At 44.8% G+C, this 20,251-nt stretch carries 7 protein-coding genes and 1 pseudogene; all 8 read left to right on the top strand.

Going from position 1 to position 20,251, the window contains the following annotated elements:
* The first annotated feature begins 58 nt into the window (after window positions 1-58).
* The 8 genes and pseudogenes from A3GW_RS0100120 (at window position 59) to A3GW_RS0100085 (ending at window position 20,197) form a co-directional block, all read left to right on the top strand.
* Complete coding sequence (locus tag A3GW_RS0100120) at window positions 59-421, top strand: PrgI family protein (RefSeq protein ID WP_018367285.1); 363 nt, start codon at window positions 59-61, stop codon at window positions 419-421.
* Window positions 369-2,735, top strand: a complete 2,367-nt coding sequence (locus A3GW_RS0100115; protein WP_018367284.1) for a VirB4-like conjugal transfer ATPase, CD1110 family — start codon at window positions 369-371, stop codon at window positions 2,733-2,735. Before A3GW_RS0100120 ends, A3GW_RS0100115 begins: the two co-directional genes overlap by 53 nt.
* A gap of 1 nt (window position 2,736) precedes the next feature.
* Window positions 2,737-5,622: a phage tail tip lysozyme gene (locus A3GW_RS0100110; RefSeq protein ID WP_018367283.1), complete on the top strand. Its 2,886-nt coding sequence runs from the start codon at window positions 2,737-2,739 to the stop codon at window positions 5,620-5,622.
* A gap of 76 nt (window positions 5,623-5,698) precedes the next feature.
* A complete protein-coding gene (locus A3GW_RS0100105; protein ID WP_026216513.1) occupies window positions 5,699-6,271 on the top strand; it encodes a type IV toxin-antitoxin system AbiEi family antitoxin domain-containing protein in 573 nt (190 codons plus the stop codon).
* Window positions 6,268-7,107 carry a nucleotidyl transferase AbiEii/AbiGii toxin family protein gene (locus A3GW_RS0100100; RefSeq protein WP_018367281.1) on the top strand — a complete coding sequence of 280 codons (840 nt, stop codon included), beginning with the start codon at window positions 6,268-6,270 and terminating at the stop codon, window positions 7,105-7,107. Before A3GW_RS0100105 ends, A3GW_RS0100100 begins: the two co-directional genes overlap by 4 nt.
* Window positions 7,108-7,274: 167 nt before the next feature.
* Entirely contained in the window at window positions 7,275-12,209 is a 4,935-nt protein-coding gene (locus tag A3GW_RS0100095) for an SspB-related isopeptide-forming adhesin (RefSeq protein WP_018367280.1), read from the top strand.
* A pseudogene (locus A3GW_RS11305) lies at window positions 12,202-12,363 on the top strand (calcium-binding protein); the annotation flags it as partial. The gene A3GW_RS0100095 and the pseudogene A3GW_RS11305, both read left to right, overlap by 8 nt.
* 574 nt (window positions 12,364-12,937) lie before the next feature.
* Complete coding sequence (locus tag A3GW_RS0100085; RefSeq protein ID WP_018367278.1) at window positions 12,938-20,197, top strand: DEAD/DEAH box helicase family protein; 7,260 nt, start codon at window positions 12,938-12,940, stop codon at window positions 20,195-20,197.
* The last annotated feature ends 54 nt before the right edge of the window (window positions 20,198-20,251 follow it).

Raw genomic sequence — 20,251 nt, 5'->3', positions numbered from 1 at the left:
CCATAACATTAACTAACGGAGTAGGTCACCTGCTCCGTTTTTATCAAGGAGGATTTTTATGAACACTCGTGTCTTTAAGGACATTTCAAAATACCAACACAGGGCCTGGCTAGGTTTTACAACGAGGCAAGTCATTTTTGTCTTTCCTGCCCTCGTGTTGACTGTATTAGTGCTGGGTTTGAACCTGGTTTATTGGCAGTTTGGGGACTGGTTTGTCTATGGTTTTACCTTGACCGTCACGCTTCCCCTCTTACTTTTTGGGGTCTATCGTCCAAACGATTTGGCCTTTGAACATTATTTGACTTATCGCTTACGGTTTGCCTTAACCGTGCCAATCAGAACATTACACCAAAAGGAGAAAAGAACCCATGTCCCTTCTAAAAAAACCTTGGACGAAACCACAATCAAAGCCTTCCAATAAGGATAAAAAGAAAGCTCTCAGACAAGAACTTCTACCAACAACGGTGAATACCATTGCCTACCAGAGCCTTTTTGAAAATGGCCTTATGCAAGTTACACCAGATGATTACTCACAGTCCTATCTCTTAGGTGATGTCAACTATCAGACAGTTGGGCTTGATGATAAAGCGGCAATCGTTGATAAGTATTCAGACCTAATCAATGCCCTAGATGACCGTACCCAATTTCAACTGACCCTCTTCAATCGTAAGATTAACCTTGAAAAATTCCGCCAGGGTGTCCTTTATGCCTTAAAAGGGGATGGCTACGACCTCTACCGAGAAGAACTCAATCAGACCATGAACCAGAACTTGGAGGCAGGGGAGAATAACTTTACAGCCATAAAACTCTTGACCTTTGGTAAGGCGGAGAAATCGCCCAAATTAGCCCATCGTAGCCTCTCACAACTAGGAGAGTATGTCAAAAGTGGATTTTCAGAGATTGATGCCAGCTTTAGTTTCCTAGAGGGAGCTGAACGGGTCAATCTCTTGGCGGATATGCTTAGAGGTGATGACCACCTGACCTTCTCCTATGATGAGATGACCCTTTCTGGTCTATCGACCAAACACTTTATTGCCCCTCAAAGCATGAATTTCAAGCATAAGGACTATATCGGAGTGGATGACCGATTCCTCCAAATTGTCTATGTCAGGGATTATGGAACCGAGTTAGGAGATGGCTTTATCAGAGACCTCATGCAGGCAGACCGTGAGTTGATCATCAGTTTACACGCCAAAGGTGCTACCAAGTCGGAGGCTGTCACCAAGGTCAGAACCAAGAAAACCCTCATGGAATCCCAAAAGATTGGGGAACAACAAAAAATGGCTCGGTCTGGCATTTACTTGGACAAGGTTGGCCATGTCTTGGAGACGACTATTGATGAAGCAGATGACCTCCTAAAGACCATGAACCAGACCGGGGACAAACTTTTTGAAACAGTCTTTTTGATTGGCCTCTGGGCGGAGAGCCCTGACCAACTCAAGGAAGCTCTTGATGACATGAAACAAATTTCAGGTTCACATGACTTGATTATTGATACCTTGCCTTATATGCAGGAGGTAGCCTTTAACACCCTTTTGCCTCTAGGGAAAAACTTCTTAAAAGGTGTCTCACGGAGCCTCTTAACCTCAAATATTGCCGTTCAGTCTCCCTGGACCTCTGTTGATTTACAGGATAGGGGTGGGAAGTATTATGGCTTGAATCAGATTTCAAACAATATCATCACCATTGACAGAAAGACCCTAAACACACCATCAGGACTAATCCTTGGGACGTCAGGGTCTGGTAAGGGCATGGCAACCAAGCATGAGATTCTAACCACCAAACTTAGAGAGGGGGACCTCAACACCGAAATCATCGTGGTTGACCCTGAGAACGAGTATAGCCTCATTGGCCAAGCCTTTGGTGGCGAAACCATTGTCATTGCCCCTGACAGTCAGACCTATCTGAATGTGCTTGATTTATCTAGTCATGGCTTTGATGATGATCCAGTAAAACTCAAATCTGAATTCCTGTTGTCATGGATTGGTAAACTTCTTGACCGACCAATTGATGGTCGGGAGAAGTCAATCATCGACCGAGTGACCCGTTTGACTTACCAACATTTCCAAGAGCCGACCTTGGAAGAATGGGTATTTGTCTTGGCTTACCAGCCCGAACAAGAGGCTAAGAATTTAGCCCTTGATATGGAGTTGTATGTCAAAGGCTCCTTGGATATGTTCGCCCATCGGACCAATAGTGCTCCAGATAGTAACTTTGTGGTCTATAACGTTAAAAAATTGGGAGAAGCCCTAAAGCCCATTGCCCTCATGGTTGTCTTTGAACAAATCTGGAATCGGGTGGTAAAAAACCAGCAATTGGGTAAGACCACCTGGATTTATTTTGATGAAATGCAGCTCTTGTTGCTGGATCAGTACGCGTCAAATTTCTTCTTCAAATTGTGGAGCCGTGTGCGTAAGTATGGGGCTATTCCGACAGGCATTACCCAAAACGTGGAGACCTTGCTTTTGGATGCTAATGGCAGACGGATTCTAGCCAATAGTGAGTTCATGATTCTTCTCAAACAAGCCAAGAATGACCGAGAAGAATTAGTCCATCTCCTTGGCCTTTCCAAGGAGTTAGAGAAGTACCTGGTCAATCCAGAGCGAGGGGCTGGTCTCATTAAGGCAGGTCATACCGTAGTGCCCTTCAAGAACCGGATTCCAAGCAACACCAAGCTCTTTGACCTCATGAGCACCGACCCTGATAAGATGGCTGGTTCTAAAGGAGGCGGTTGATGTGGTAGTGAGCAAGAAAGAATTGAAGCGAGCACGCAAGGAGAAGAAAACAAACCTAAAGGCGGGTCGTAAGACCTATCGGCTCAAACGGCAAGAGGCTAAGCGTGAACTGAAAAAGGTAAGCGGTAGACGGGCGGTCCTCCTCAGCCATTTCCCAAAGCTCAAAAAGGTGGCGGCAACTCCCCATCAGGTCTCTTATCAGGAGGCAATCCAGAAAGCTATGTCAGAGTGGTCAGACCACCAAAGGGAAACACAAAATCAGTTTGAGGACGTTCTATCAGCGGCTAACCCCTATGACCTAACCTCAAAAGAGTTAAGGGAACATCGTTTTCCTCAAGCAAAGAGAAGGCACAAACAGGCTCGTAGGCACTTCAAAATGGTGACGGAGCAGCGAAAACAAGATGTTCGGAAGCAATCAGCACAAGGAGAAACCCGCTCTAAGGTTGGCAGATTTTTCTATCAGAAAGACAAGTCCCTAGACCAGCTACAAGCAGAAAAAGAAGTGTTTCAAGCTAGGGAGGAGTATCAGACACTTAAACGGGCTAAGGCCTCTAAGGCACCAAGTAAACTCCCCAAGTACCTGGGGCATTTGTTGGTCCAAGATAGCCTTCAGCTACTAGCTCAAGATGACGACTTGGCTGGAGCCAAAGACTTGATTGACACCAGCTATCAGGTCAGGCGATACGGTAAAGCGACGATGCAATCAGGTAAGGTTCTGATGAGAACAGGTCAGGCTAGTCATCGGTTTGTCATCAGGCGGCTAGGAAACACCAGGCAACGGTATAGAAACCTGAGAGCAGGAAAGGGCTGGACCTTAGACAAGAAGAACCAAGACCTTATAAGTCGCTTCAAGAAACAGGCTGTTCGCCGAGCCCATAGCCTAAAAGCGAGGGTTAAGATGGTAAAGGCAGTTGTTTCAAGTCTGACCAAGGCTGTCATTACCGTGGTGTCAAATCCGATGACCTGGCTTGTTTCAGGGATTTTGGGTTTTCTTTTGTTGATGATGGCATTCTTTTTAGGGTTTGCCAGTCAGAGCCTTATCCAACAGGACGAGTTTGAATTGACCAAGGCCTATACCCATGTGACTTGGGAGGATGCCACACATACCAAAACCAATGACAAGGGGATTACCTATTACACGAAAGTGGATGAAGTCATGGCTTATATGAATGTCCAGTTTCAAGATTATACCTTATCCTCACCTGTTGGAGGTTTGGTGCCAATCAATGATTTGGGCCGGGGGCCGACGGAATCAGGCACGAGCCTAACGGTTAAGGATTACCTCTCTAACTTGTGGGAGGACTTAAATGGAGGCTCTAGCTTAAAGGCTATGTCTGACCTGATTGACCAACCTCCCTACAAATTATCAGAGGACCAAAAAGAGGACCTCAAGGAATTATCAGAAGATGGCATTTATGCCAGTTTACAGGAATTAGAAAACCCTTTTGATGGCCAATCAGAAGACGATAGTCTTTCCATGTCCTACCGCTATGGCTATTACCATTTGGACGGTCAACCTACTTTACAGGACTTTATCATTCTTGAGGCTCCAAGTGAACAAGTGATTGTGGCTCCTTTAGATGGGACAGTTGAAGTTGATGGTGATGATGTGATAATTGAAGCAGGTAAGAAAGCCAGTCAGGTCAAGCTACGGCTTTATGGCATTCACACGGGGAGGTTGGCAACTGGGCAGAAGGTATCCACGGGTGAGATTATTGGCCAGACCAATGACGGTTCAGGTCTAAAAGTCTCCTATCAAAAATATGACCCTGATGAAAAGTTCTTAGTCTCGGTCAATCCAGCCTTCTATTTTCCAAAAGTTGTCCAAGTCCAGACGACCATTTTACCTCATATCGGTCAATTTGGAGGTGATGAATTTGAACGTGCCAAGGCCATTTATACTTACCTGAAAGCTAAGGGTGCTACCAATCAAGCAATCGCAGCGATTTTAGGCAACTGGTCAGTTGAATCAGGAATCAACCCCAAACGAGCAGAAGGAGACTATCTTTCACCACCAGTTGGTGCAACAGAAACCTCTTGGGACGACCCTGCTTGGTTATCACTTGGTGGACCTGCAATATACAATGGTGGCTATCCAAATATTATTCACCGCGGCCTTGGTTTAGGGCAATGGACGGATACAGCAGATGGCTCTCGCAGACATACCCTACTATTAGAGTATGCCAAGACAAAAGGAAAACCCTGGTATGATTTAGAGCTCCAGTTAGATTTTATGCTTCATGGGGATAATCCCTACTATACCAATTGGTTGAAAGGGTTCTTTGGGCAAACTGGTAGTCCAGCTAGTTTGGCTCAAGATTTTCTCATCTATTGGGAGGGCAATAGTGGCGATAAACTGGTCGAGCGTCAAACCCGTGCGACAGAATGGCATTATCAGATTGAAAAAGGCTTTAGCCAACCAAATGGCGGGACAGCTCAGAGTGATCCAGCTGCCCTAGAAGCAGTCAAAGGTGACCTTTATGACAACTCAGTCCCAGGTGGTGGTGACGGTATGGGTTATGCTTTTGGTCAATGTACCTGGGGTGTCGCAGCCCGAATCAACCAACTTGGCCTTAAACTCAAAGGCAGAAATGGTGAGAAAATTTCTATTACCTCTGTCATGGGGAATGGACAAGATTGGGTCAGGTCAGCGGCAGCTCTTGGTGGGGAAACAGGTTCAACCCCTCGTGCAGGAGCAATTATTTCCTTTGCGGGTGGCAGTCACGGCACACCTGCCGAGTATGGACATGTTTCTTTTGTGGAGAAGGTTTATCCAGATGGGTCTTTTCTCATTTCAGAGACTAATATTAATGGCAACCCAAACTACACCTTCCGCAAGATTAGTGGACCTGACGCAGCCATGAGTTTTGCTTATACGGTGAAGTAAATTGACAAATAGGGAACGATATGCTAACATTTATATAAAGTGTTAGCATATAGTTTTTTAGGAGGTGTCTGTTGCTGTGATTGAATCAATTGGTCTGACGGATGGTTTTATTACCTTTCGAGACATTAAACAAGGAAATTTATCCTACAAAGCAGTCAACCAATTAGTCTCTGAAGGGATATTGGAGACTGATGAACGGGGAATTTATCGTCTGCCGGATACCTATATTGACGAGTATTATAGTTTACAGTATCGGTTTCCAAAAGGTATTTTTTCTTTAGACATGGCCTTATGGTTACACGGTTTATCGTTAACCGTTCCATTTGAGCCTACCATGACCTTTCCCTTTGGGACAAATACACGAGGAGTCCGTGACGCTGGTATTAAGGCTATTGTGGTTAGGTCAAATTATGAAGTTGGTGTTACAGAAATCGTAAGACAGCCTGGACAACTGATTAGAGTATATGACCAGGAGCGAAGCCTCGTGGAATGCCTGAGACCTATTTATAAAATGGACGTTCAGATTATTGCACCAGCCTTTAAGCGTTACATGGCGAGTGATTCTGTCAATCTGAAAAAATTAGTTGACTATGCGAAACTGTTCAAAGTAGAGCAACGACTACAATCCTATATTGAGGTGTTAACATGAAATTTACCAATGCCAACAGTTTTAAGGCTAAAATCAAGCAGATTGCTAAGGATAAAGGAATACCTGCCCAGCAGGTACAACAGACGTATTTGATTGAACAGGTTCTACGTCTTATCGCTCAAAGCTCTTACCAGCACCAATTTATTGTGAAGGGAGGGTTTCTGATTGGTCATCTCTTAGGAATTGATAAGAGAACAACGATGGACCTTGATATGACCTTAAAAGGGGCCCCATTATCTGAAACCTATCTCTTAACTGTTTTTGAGGAAATTTTGAATCAAACCTCAGATGGTTTTCAGTTCGAGATAGACCGCTTGGAACCTATTCGCAAGGAAGATCGCTATGGCGGTTATTCCCTTAAATTAAATGCGACTTACGGACCATTAAGAGAGGTTGTTTTTATTGACTTCACAACAGGCGATGAGATCACACCAGAGGCGATTGAATTACGACTTACCTCAGCTTTTTCAGATGAAGCTATTGAGGTGATGAGTTATAATTTAGAAACCATTTTAGCTGAGAAGTTGGAAACGGTTATCAGTCGAGGTGAAGTGTCTACGAGACCTCGTGATCGCTATGACCTCTATACTCTTTATCACATGAAGTATAACCAATTAGATTTTTCACTTTTGAAGCAAGCCTTGGAGAATACGTGTCGCAGGCGAGGTACTTTAGAATTTTTGAAGTCCTGGAAAGAGCAAGTTACTTCAATTGTAAATTCTAATTACCAAAAGGACTTGTGGAACAAGTATCAGTTGCAGTTTACTTATGCCAGAGAGATTGCATTTGAAGATTCGGTATCCATTGTTTTTGAAGTCATGGAGAAGGTAGACTAAGGTCTAAACTTTTGGAAACGATATGCTAACAAAAAACATATTTGTTAGCATATTGTTGAATACAAAGAAGTAGCCCGTAGCTTTATGCTGCGGGCTTTTTTGACGTGATAAAAAAGTCAAGATAGTCCTGTTATGATGAGACCATTCTAAGAATAAAGGAGACTATCATGACATTACCAATTCATGTCAAGCCAATTGTTACCCAAGAAAAGGGTGAGAAACACGTTTTTCGTAAAAGCAAGAAGTACCGTACCTTGTGTTCGGTTGCTTTGGGAACCGTAGCGACCGCAATCATCGCTTTAGGTGGTCCTTTGGTCAAAGCAGATGAACTGACCGCTTCCACAACACCAGAAGTGGTTCTTACAGATAATTCTGCTACCAATCTACCAGAAGCTAAACCAGAAGACACCTCTGGCCATCAGTCTAGCCTTGCGGAGACAGGCCAAGCTCAGGGTGTTATGCCAGTCACTATTGACCAATCCTCGCTGGAACAAGCGGTATCAGTTGCCCAAGCAGAAGGCGTGACAGTTGTGGAAGAAGAGGCTTTAGACTTAGGAACAACCACGAGTTCTGAGGCTACGACTGAAGCTCTCCAGCTTGCCATAACTGACCAGGATAAACAGGTGGAAACCATTCAGAATGTTACTAGCCAATACCGTGAGGATAAGGCAGAGCACCTTAAAGAAACAAACCGAATCAATGGTGAAAATGAAGCATTGAAATCCTCCCATATAGAGGCGGAAAAAGTAGCGACTGCCCTCAATCATTCGGTTGACGAAAAAGAAGCGGACCTAAACAAACGGTTTAATGATGTGGATCTTACGGTAACAGAAAAGAAGGTCACATCAGGAGATGGGACATCACCCGTGGCTTATCGGGACTATGTGGCAGTTGTGACAGACCTGGACCGCCAAAACCAATTGGCTATTGATGGTTATGTCGTGAAAAAAATTGAAGCTGATAAACAACTTGCCCAAAATAAGCAAATTGAAGCAGACAATGCAGCTGGACTTGCTAAGGCAGAGGCTGATAATGCAGCTATCGCTAAGCGAAACCAAGACGGTCAGGCCGCTATTGATGAAGAAAACCGTCGCGGTCAAGCAGCGGTAGATGCTTCTAACCGGGATAAAGAAAAGCAAGCAAGTGACCGTCAAGCTGAGATTGTAGCCATTACAGCACGCAATAAAGCCAAGGAGGACCAAGTCGCTGCACAAAATCGGGATATTGAGGCCTATAACCTTGCGGAGCGAGCCCGCTATGAGCGAGAACTGGCAGAGATTCAACGTGGTGAGGAGGGCTATATTTCTGAAGCACTTGCTCAAGCACTCAATCTGAACTCAGGTGAACCCCAGGCAAGGCATTCAGCTGTCACTCGTCAACCAGATAGCACCATTCCGACTGGAGACCCAATGTTGGGAGGTTATAGCAGCATCCTTGATTCAACAGGATTCTTTGTCTATGACCAGTTCCAGACGGGTGAAACCTTGCGGTTTACCTATCAAAATCTTCAAAACGCCAGCTTTGCAGGAAAGAAAATCACAGGTGTCCAATATGACATCACCAATTTAGTCTCACCAACGGGTACTAATAGTGTTCGCTTGGTGGTTCCCAATGACCCAACAGAAGGCTTTATCGCCTATCGCGGTGATGGGACAGGAGACTGGCGGACAGACCGAATGGAATTTGAAGTTGCAGCTACCTACACCCTTTCTGATGGTAGCCGAGTGACCTTTTCTAAGGACCAACCAGGCGTGTTCACTCATTCATCACTTAACCATAACAATATCGGTCTGGAATACGTAAAAAACACGTCAGGTAAATTCGTAACCATTAACGGTTCTACTATTCAAGTTACTAATGAGGGCTTGGCACGGTCTTTAGGGTCAAACCGAGCCCATGAGATTGGAACACCTGAAGAGTGGGACACCACCTCCAGTCGCTATGCCTACAAGGGGGCAATCGTCTCTACTGTTACCTCTGGTAATACCTACCGAGTGACTTTTGGACAAGGTGATATGCCAACTCAAGTTGGGGGTAAAACCTATTGGTTTGCCCTAAATACCCTACCCGTTGCTCGAACAGTAACCCCCTATACTCCTAAAGCACCAGTTAAGGTGAATTTGGAGCCTCTTCCTGATCCGATTAAGGTGACACCTGATGTCTTTACACCTAAGACTTTTACACCAGAACCAGAGGTTAGCTTCACTCCTAAACCAACGACACTGGTAGAACAACCTAAGTTAACTCTTGTTAAGGTAACTCCACCGACTAAGCCAGTTTATGAAAAACTGCCAGAACCACCAGCTGTTCCTACCGTGGCTTATCACGGTTACAACCTAACGACAACACCAATGATTCATAAGGAAGTGACCAATAGTGATAAGCAAGCGATTGATAAGCACCAGGTGGCTAAGAGTTCACCAGTCAACTACCCCTTGGTGATTGAAGACCTATCTCCTAATCGTGTGACAACGACAAGTTTGGTCTTTGAGGACAATCTTCCAAGAGGCTATGTCCTTGATGAGGACCTGACTGCTACGAATAATAGCCTATATGAGGTGACATACGATTCGGCCAATCATGTAGTTCGTCTTAGTGCCAAGGATAACCTCTTGGCTGAGGTGAATAAGAACTTGTCTCAATCTTATCATCTGACTGCCCCTGTACTTTATGGTACGGTGGTTAATGATGGTGCAACCTATACCAATACCTACAAGCTCCATATTAACCAAGGGACACCAACTGCCTATACCGTGACCTCAAATCCCGTGACGGTGACAACACCGGGTGATGGGACGACAACCACGCTGATCCGACCTGACAAGGAAAACAAGAATAGTGATGGGGTTATCATCAATGACAAGGTTGTTCTAGCTGGTACGGTCAATCACTATACCTTGACCTGGGACTTGGACCAATACAAGGGAGACAAGTCTTCTCAGGAGACGATTGCTAAGGGGTTCTTCCTGTTGGACGATTTCCCTGAAGAAGCCCTCACAACGGATGACAAGGCAGTAGTGGTAACGGATTTGACAGGTCAGGTCTTGACAGGATTTGCTGCAACCACCTATACCGATATTTCACAAGCCCCACAGTCCCTTCAAGACCAGCTGACCCATGCCAAGATTAGCCCTAAAGGGGCCTTTCAAGTTATTGTCCCAGAGGATAATCAAGCCTTTTATGACACTTATGTCCAAGCTGGTACAAGTCTTCTTGTGACCAGTCCGATGACCGTTCGAGCGGACCTGACCGGTAAGAAACTTTCCTACACCAACAAAGCCTATCAGATTGATTTTGGCAATGGGTATGCGACTAAGGAAGTGACCAATACCTTGGTGAGCCCTGTGCCTGTCAAGAAAAATCTGAATGCAGATAAGGTCGATATTAACGGTCAGGCCATGCTGGTTGGTTCAACTAATTTCTATACCTTGTCTTGGGATTTAGACCAGTATAAGGGAATCGAGGCAACTCATGAGGCGATTGCCAAAGGATTTTACTTTGTGGACGATTATCCAGAAGAAGCTCTGGATATTGATACCGCAGCCGTTCAAGTGGTAACGGCGTCAGGCAAGGTTGTTTCAGACCTGTTGGTTGAGACTTACTCTAGTCTTGACCAAGCTCCAGAAGCATTGCGACAGGTTTTGTCTGCTAAACAGATTCGTCCGACTGGTGCTTTCCAAGTCTTTCGTCCCAAAGATAACCAAGTTTTCTATGACATCTATGTCAAGACTGGTCAATCCTTGACCATTATTGACCCGATGACGGTCAAATCCAGTCTTTACAATTCAGGTCAGACCTATACCAACAAGGCTTACCAGGTTGATTTTGGCCAGGCTTATGAGACGGAGGAAGTCTCCAACTTTATCCCGATTGTCACCCCTAAAAAATCCAATATCAATGATAAAGGGGTTACCATTGATGGCAAGTCTGTCCTACCAGGGACGGTCAACTACTATAAGGTTGTCATGGATTATAGTGCCTACAAAGGCATGGTCGTCACCAAAGACCAAATTGCCAAAGGATTCTACATGGTGGACGACTACCCTGAAGAAGCCTTGGAATTGAACCTGGAAGGCATTCAGATGTTTGATAGCAATGGTCAATCAGTCAAGGGACTGACGGTTAAGACCTATTCAAACTTGACTGAAGCACCACAAGCTGTTCAGGAGGCCATGGCTTCAAAAGGTTTTAAGCCAAATGGAGCTATCCAAGTCTTTTCGGCAGATGATCCAACTAGCTTTTATGAGACCTATGTCAAGAACGGTCTGACTATTGTGATGACCAATCCCATGACCATTAAGGCTGATTTCCACAAGGCAGGTGGTGAGTATACCAATACCGCCTATCAACTCGATTTTGGTCTAGCCTATGTGACCGAGACGGTGGTCAATAACGTGCCTAAACTTGACCCTAAAAAAGATGTGGTTATTGATTTGACCAACAATGACCAGAGCCTTGACGGCAAGGAAGTTGCTTTGGGCCAAGTCTTTAATTACCGCTTAACAGGTGCCCTTATTCCAGCAGATCGAGCAACGGCTCTGACGGATTACAGTTTTTCAGACGACTATGATGAAGCTCATGACCAGTATGATGGGGTCTATAAGGATTTTGTGACAGTCGATGTGACCTTGACAGATGGAACTATCTTAAAAGCTGGAACCGAAGTGACACGACACACACTTCAAACAGTTGATACCCAGTCTGGGCAGGTTGCCATTCATTTTGACCAAGGGTTCTTGACCTCTATTTCAGACCAATCCACTTTCCAGGCGGATGTTTACCTTCAGGTGAAACGGATTGCGGCAGGTGAGGTAGAAAACACCTTTGTGCATACGGTCAATGGTGTGGCCATTAGCTCTAATACCGTCCGAACCACAACACCTGAACCAGTTGAACCACCAAGTGTGACACCACCTAAACAGGATGTTCCTACCCCACCAGTACAAACGCCACCAACTCCTCAGGTACCAGGGCCACGTTTGCCCGAAACTGGTGAAACTTCTTCCTTGTTTGGCTTGATTGGTGGTGGCCTCATGCTTGGCTTAGCTTATGGGCTTTCTCGCAAGAAAAATCAGTTAGAAAGTGAGGCGGAACATGCCTAGACAAACCATTTATACTCAAGATAGTGACCTGGATGGTCTGACAGATGCTCAAGAAATGGCTCTTGGCACTAATCCATTGAGCCCTGATTCAGATGGTGATGGTCAAGCTGATTTGGTGGAAATCTTATCAGGTCGCCAAGCCACGGTTGATGAGATGAGGCAAGTCTTGCAGGCTTTTATGAAGCAGAGTTACGAGACCTATGTTAAGGCTCTGTTTGCGGTTGAGCACCACATCACCAGCGAAAGCTTTCTCAATGACTTGTATTATTATTACATGGCTGAGGACAACATTGGCCTTCTTGATGAGCAGTTGGTACAAGAGATTGAACGGCAAGAGGAGATTATTAAAGATGATTTGGCTATCCTTTTTGAGCACCTTTATGGCTTGGGTGAGGCAAATGAGTTTATTCAGGAAGTCCTTAATGGCCAGACGTCTAAGGAGCTTGTTTCACCGCAGTCATGGAATCTAGGGAGTTATGACCATTATAGCCTTGAAACCCTTGATGATTTGATTTTGAATCAATTGCCAAATGATAGTACGGACTACTTTGATGATTTGGTACAACTTGCCATCAGACAGAATAGATTGGATTCTAAGGCACAGTTTTTAGAGGCCTATCTGGCTGATTTAGTTCCGAAACAAGCACCTCAGCCCGATTTTTCATTAGCACTATAAGACCATAGGGACTGAGATTTTCTCAGTCCTTTTTTAGAATAAGGAGGTATTCATGAACACCCAACACATTAGTGACCGTTTACGGAATCACCAGAGACAGGATTTGGCTATCAAAGAGGCTTTTCTTCGGTTTCAAGCCCACCATTTTGAAACGACTTGGCAGGAATTGTTAGAACTCTTTATCGAGAAAGAAGGGCAAGTAGAACTCTTTGGAGAGCCCTTTGATGTCTCAGCGGAGATACTAGCATTTCTATCTCAGGAGGAGCAGTCTTTTGATGGTTTACAGTCCTATACCAAACAATTTGCCCAAGCTGGCCTAAACAAGCTGCCACAATTAAGTTCAATGGAAAAAGATTGGGTCGTTGAAGTGGCTACCTATAACCTAGCGGTTCGCTTTCAACTCTTGGATTCTTATGGGACTTATCAGGGAGTGTCTTTGGCGAGCTTGTTAGCTGAAGTTGACCAGGTTAATCTTATCAATGTTTCTAAGGTAGCTAATAACTTGGCCGCAAGAATTGCCAGAGACCTAGACCAGTTTATCCTTTACTACGAGCCTCCGCAGGTCATTGAGCCAAGATTGAGGTTTGAAGAAGATGAGGCTGGTATTATGGCGGTTTACCAGGAAGTTGTTGCTCGCTTTGATAAGAGCAGTTTTCTGATAGAGCATTTGCCTGCTTATGGCAACCTCAATTTAGCCATTAAAGCTGATATTATCGCTCATTTTGACCAACAAAAAGATGAGTTGAAACGTCTCAAGGAGAAAGACCTAGCGATTAGCTTTGAAACGATGGGAGATGATGTTTTTGCTTATGCAGGGACGGACCTGGTTTCCCAATATGAGTTAGGATTTGGGCGAAGTAAGCATAAGTCGTCTTACTATGACCTTCCATTGGAACAACAATTTACCATTCTTAGCCATTATGACAAATTACGTCAGGAGATGACCCTCCCTCGTTTTCGATTGGGTGAGTTTGATACAGAGAAGGAATTAACCCCAGTTTATGAGGGAGACAAGATTTTGACTTACTTTGAGGCCAATGGATCCCCAGGTGACTTGGCACGGGAATTAACGGCCTCTGAGACCGCAGAAATGGTTGTGTTAAGTCGAGAGCTGTTGCTTCAGAATGCCAAGATTGTAGCAGAGGCAGGAGTACCCTATGAAGAGTTCTCAGATGAGAATAAGGACATTCTCCTTGACGCTGCTGGACGGTTTCACCTGACGCAGGAGCAACTGGCTTTCTTAGGTAAGTATCCCCAGGCTAAAATGACCAGCTTGACCATGACTGTTGACCTTTTATCGGAAGGTTTGCCACTTGAGCGAGCGTCTGACTTTATTGAGAGCGACTTATCCCATGATGACCTCCTATTTTTAGCTAGGCTGGTAATGAGCAATGAGTTGAGCTCAGAGATTTTCAAGACTTACGAGGTTTTAAGAGAAACTAATCCTGATAAGGAAGCGAAAATTCTTTTGGAAGAAGCAAATTCACAGATTAGGACAGTTGAGACTGATAGGAGGTTGCAAGAATTTTTTGAGCAAGCCCAGGCAGTTTACCCACTTGGTAGTCTTGTCACCTATAAAGACACGGTTTTTAAGGTTATTGCCGTCGATAAGGAGGATAATCAGGTAAGACTGGAGCTTATCAATGATGCTCGTGGGTACCTTGAACTCAATCCTGTATTATATGTTAGTTCCATGAGCGATTTGGACGGTCGGGTCGTGCCCTATCACCCTGAAGAACCACAGCCTGTTATTCAGGCTAAAGAACAGGAGATTGCCTCTGATGATGGCTTGTCGGAACTCAAGGAACAGGTTCATAGAATCTACCCTTTGGGGAGTTTAGCTCATTATGGCAATCACCTGTTTGAGGTCGCAGGGATTTGGGAAGACCAGGGACGGATTAGAGTTGAGTTAGCCGCTTTACCCGATGATGATGTGCCACACAGTCCTGTATTTTATGTCGGATCGCTTGATGCATTGGAAAAGAGCCAGCTTGTTTATCGGCCAGAAAATGTCTCACCTATTAGTGTGGAAGCTAAGGTGGCCCAAACAGGCAATCCTGATGAATTTGACCTTTTTTCTTTCCTAGATGACAATTCAACGGAATCTCTTTCAGACCAAGAGGTTGAGGAGAAAGTTGAGCCTGTGTTAGACCAAGGGCATGATGAGGTCACAGAAGCGTCCTTGAATCAAAATTCTGCTCAAAACGAGCCTGTTGTGGATGACCAAGAGCCAAAGCCAGCTGATGACTTTGTCTTTCCAGATGATTTAACTGCCTTTTATCCCAAAGGAACGCGGGCAAAGATTGAGGCGAACCTGGCAGCCATTGCCCTGGTAAAAGACCTAGAGAAACATGGGCGACAGGCTAGTTTTGAAGAACAAGAAGTTTTGGCCAAATATGTGGGTTGGGGTGGCCTAGCCAATAGTTTCTTTGATGAGTATAATTCAGCCTACGCCGCTGAGCGAGACCAGCTCCGAGAACTGGTTACTGATAAGGAGTATTCGGACATGAAGCAGAGCTCCTTAACGGCTTACTACACCGACCCAGCTATTATTAGGGCTATGTGGGAAAAACTTGAGGCTGATGGCTTTTCAGGGGGTCGTGTCTTGGACCCGTCAATGGGAACGGGGAATTTCTTTGCGGCCATGCCTCCTCATCTCAAAGTGAAAAGCGAACTCTACGGGGTAGAGCTTGATGGTATCACAGGGGCCATTGCCAAACAACTCCACCCCAATGCCCGTATTTTTGTCCAAGGGTTTGAGGAAGTGCCCTTCCAACCCGATAGTTTTGATTTGGTCATGTCTAATATCCCTTTTGGCAATTTTCGGATAGCGGATAATCGCTATGACAAGCCTTATATGATTCACGATTACTTTATCAAGAAGTCTCTTGATGTGGTTCATGATGGTGGACAAGTCGTGGTGATTTCCTCAATCGGGACGATGGATAAACGTGTCGATAATGTTCTACAAGATATAAAAGACACAACAACATTCCTTGGAGGTGTTCGTTTACCGGATACTGCTTTTAAGGCTATCGCTGGGACCAACGTGACGTCTGATATTCTCTTTTTCCAAAAGGCTTTAGACAAGGGTTATCAACTAGATGACTTGGCCTTTTCAGGAGCTGTTCGCTTTAGTGAGGACGACCGTATATGGTTAAACCCTTATTTTGATGGTAGCAATAATTCGCAGGTCTTGGGGACCTATGCCGTGAGGAATTTCAATGGGGGAACCCTGACAGTTAAAGGAGACCCTGAGGAGGTGTTGCCAGCTATTCGGCAGGCTTTTGACCAGGTCTCAGCACCAACCATTAAGCCAGATGTCTTCATCAATCCCCAAGTCTTAGCAGAAAAGGTCGTTGATCATTCTGTCCCAACAACCATAGCAGAGACTTTAGACTTGTATAGCTTTGGCTATGTCGGTGATACCATTTATTACCGTGACCGTGATGGGATTCGTGTGGGGTCACAGACCGAAGAGATTAGCTATTATGTTCATCAAGATGGGACTTTTGAAGCCTTTGATTCTAAACACTCTCCAGCGACGGTTGAGCGTTTTCTAGCCATGAATTTAAGTGATGATGAGGCGATCGATGTTTATTTGTCTCCTGAAGCAAGTAAGACTGGTCGCTATAAGGGATTGTATAAGAAAACAGTCTTCTACGAGGGACCGTTATCTGAGAAGGAAGTAGCTCGCATTAAGGGCATGGTCGATATTAGAGACACCTATCAGGCCATGATTGACCTGCAACGAGATTATAACTATGACCAGCAGGAGTTTGCTTTACTCTTGGCAGACCTCAACCACCTCTATGACCGCTTTGTTAAAAAGCATGGCTATCTCAACGCCAGCGTCAATCGTAACCTCTTTGATAGTGATGATAAATATTCCCTTCTAGCCAGTTTAGAAGATGAGTATATCGATCCGGTTGATAAAAAGGTCAAGTATAAAAAGTCATTGGCCTTTGAAAAAGCCCTGGTTAGACCAGAGAAAGTGTTATCAAGGGTAACGACTGCTCAAGACGCCCTCAATGCCAGTTTGGCGGAAGGTCGTGGTGTTGATTTTCCATTTATGCTTAGTCTTTATCCTGATAAGTCAGATGAAGAGCTGATTGAGGAGTTGGGTGAGTTAATCCTTTTGGCACCTGATGAGGCTCTTAGGGGAAATCGTCTTTATGTCTCTCGCCAGGAATTCTTATCAGGGGATATTATTGATAAGCTGGACCAAGTTGACCTCTTGGCCAAGCAAGAGAACCCTTGGACTGATTGGCGTCATTATCAAGACCTCTTAGAGGCTGTTCGACCTCCGAGAATTGGTCTGGCTGATATTGCTTACCGTATAGGTTCACGTTGGATTCCACAAGAAGTCTATGGTCAATTTGCCTTTGAAACATTTTTAGGTAAGGAGTTGTCATTCGATGATCATCGGCTGTGGGAAGTTATTAACGAAAGTCAGGTGGACGGTTCATTCCATCTTCAAAATCAGTTCCTCAAGTTTTATGTGACCGCCAAAGAAGAAGCCTTGGGTGTTTCAGGTTCCAGATATAATAATGGTCGGAAAATCTTTGAGAACTTACTGAACTCCAATCAGCCAACCATTACTAAGGCTATTGTAGAAGATGGGAAACAAAAGTATGTGACTGATGTTGAAAAGACAGCCCTCTTACGGTCAAAAGAAGCCGACTTACAGGAGCTTTTCAAGAAATATGTGGAAGGCTCAAGTGAGGCTCAGGTTCGGATAGAAAATGCCTATAATAACCTTTTTAATCGCACCGTCTCTAAGTCCTATGATGGGACTAACCTAACCATTGATGGGCTGGCCAAGAACATTGACCTCAGACCGCACCAACGCCATGCCATTCAGCGGATTGTGGAGGAGAAACGGGCACTTTTGGCTCATGAGGTGGGGTCAGGAAAGACCTTGACCATGCTTGGGGCTGGTTTTAAGCTCAAGGAATTGGGTATGGTTCATAAGCCGCTCTATGTGGTGCCGTCTAGTTTGACTGCTCAGTTTGGGCAGGAGATTCTCAAGTTCTTCCCTACCAAGAAGGTCTTTGTGACCACGAAAAAAGACTTTGCCAAAGCCAAGAGGAAACAGTTTGTCTCGCGGATTATTACGGGTGACTATGATGCTATTGTTATCGGAGACAGCCAATTTGAAAAAATCCCCATGAGTAGGGAAAGTCAAGTGGCTTTTATCATCGACAAGCTGGACGAACTGAGAGAGATTTATAGCTCTAGTGAGAACAGCTACACGGTTAAAGAATCAGAACGGGCTATTAGAGGCCTAGAGGAACGACTTGAAAAACTCCAAAAGATTGATCAGGATACCTTTATTGATTTTGAGAATTTGGGGATTGACTGCCTCTTTGTGGATGAGGCCCATCATTTCAAAAATATCCGCCCTGTGACGGGATTGGGAAATGTGGCTGGCATTACCAATATCACCGCCAAGAAGAACATTGACATGGAGATGAAGGTTCGCCATATCCAGTCTGAACATGACAACAGAAACATTATCTTTGCGACGGGGACCCCTGTGTCAAACTCTATTAGTGAGCTATATACCATGATGTCCTATGTTCAACCGGATGTTTTAGACCGTTACCAGGTCTCGCATTTTGATTCTTGGGTTGGTACCTTTGGCTTGATTGAGAACTCTATGGAGCTTGCCCCAACTGGAGACAAGTACCAGCCTAAGAAACGGTTTAAGAAGTTTGTCAACCTACCTGAGTTGATGAGAATGTACCGTGAGACGGCTGATATTCAAACCTCAGATATGCTTGATTTGCCTGTGCCAGAGGCCAGGATTATTCCCGTTGAGAGTGAGTTGACCGAGAATCAGAAACTCTATTTGGAAGAGTTGGTAGAACGGTCTGAGGCAATTAAGTCAGGTCAGGTTGACCCAAGTAAGGACAACATGCTAAAAATTACAGGCGAGGCAAGGAAACTGGCGATTGACATGCGGTTGATTGACCCCTACTATAAGTTGTCTGACAATCAAAAAATTCTTCAGGTGGTGGATAATGTGGAGCGAATTTATCGGGAAAACATGGCGACAGAAAGTACCCAGATGATTTTCTCTGATATTGGCACACCCAAGAAAGATGGAGAAACCTTTGACATCTATAACGAAATCAAATCACTCTTGATTGACCGAGGTATTCCTGCCAGTCAGATTGCCTTTGTGCATGACGCTAATACCGATGACAAACGCAATAGCCTATCTCGACAAGTTAATAGTGGTGAGGTTAGGGTGCTCATGGCCTCAACGGAAAAAGGTGGAACAGGTCTCAACGTTCAGGCCAAGATGAAAGCTGTCCATCATTTGGACGTGCCTTGGAGACCAAGTGATATTGTGCAGCGAAATGGCCGTCTAATCCGTCAAGGCAATCAACACCAGAACGTTGACATCTATCACTACATTACCAAAGGGTCTTTTGACAATTACTTGTGGCAGACCCAGGAAAACAAGCTCAAGTACATTACCCAAATCATGACCTCTAAAGACCCTGTTCGGTCTGCGGATGACATTGATGAGCAAACCATGACGGCCTCTGACTTTAAGGCTCTAGCGACTGGAAATCCCTACCTCAAACTCAAGATGGAGTTGGAGAATGAGCTGGGGCTTTTAGAGAACGAGAGACGAGCTTTTGACCGTACAAAGGACAATTATCGCTATACCATCAGGAAGGTTGAGCAGGACTTGCCTCCGATGGAGAAACGATTGACCCAATATGAGCAGGATATTATCAAGTCAGAGACTACCAAGGGCCAGGACTTCAGTATGAGTTTTGGTAGCCAAACCTATTCTGACAAAACAGAAGCAGGGGAGTATCTTCACCAGTTGCTCCGTCAGAATCGCTCAGAAACACCTGAAGTAAAGACCCTCGCAACCTATCGTGGTTTTAGTCTCAAAGCCTTGACCAGGAAGTTTAGCGAGCCATTACCAGATACCCTCACCGTGAGGGTCGTGGGGGATAACCAGTATTCTGTCTCTCTCACCATGTCTTCACCGCTGGGAACCATCCAACGGATTAACAACATTATTGACGATATTCGTAAGGATATGGAGACTACGCAGGTTCTCGCTCAGCAATTAGTTGATAAAGCTAGGGTTGCCCGACAGGAATTAGACAAGGTCTTTCCCAAGGAGCAACACTACCAAGAGGTTAAAGCCCAGTATGATGTTTTGGCTCCTCTCATCGAAGCAGGGATAGACGTTGATGATATTGATGAGGCAATGGCTCCCTACTTTGGGCAATCAGAGGCTAATCTTGAAAAAGCAGATCAAGTTTCTTTAGAAATTTAGCAGCAGTGAGCTGACAAAAGTGATTGAGCGCGGTAAACTGGAGGTATAAGAGAA

This window comes from Streptococcus entericus DSM 14446 (assembly GCF_000380025.1).
Classification (GTDB): Bacteria; Bacillota; Bacilli; order Lactobacillales; family Streptococcaceae; genus Streptococcus; species Streptococcus entericus.
This window is presented reverse-complemented; position numbering and strand designations above follow the sequence as displayed.

Excerpts from the sequence above, each read along its gene's own strand:
- A3GW_RS0100100 (WP_018367281.1), top strand. The coding sequence starts at position 6,268 with ATGAAATTTACCAATGCCAACAGTTTTAAGGCTAAAATCAAGCAGATT.
- A3GW_RS0100120 (WP_018367285.1), top strand. The coding sequence starts at position 59 with ATGAACACTCGTGTCTTTAAGGACATTTCAAAATACCAACACAGGGCC.
- A3GW_RS0100115 (WP_018367284.1), top strand. The coding sequence starts at position 369 with ATGTCCCTTCTAAAAAAACCTTGGACGAAACCACAATCAAAGCCTTCC.
- A3GW_RS0100095 (WP_018367280.1), top strand. The coding sequence starts at position 7,275 with ATGACATTACCAATTCATGTCAAGCCAATTGTTACCCAAGAAAAGGGT.
- A3GW_RS0100085 (WP_018367278.1), top strand. The coding sequence starts at position 12,938 with ATGAACACCCAACACATTAGTGACCGTTTACGGAATCACCAGAGACAG.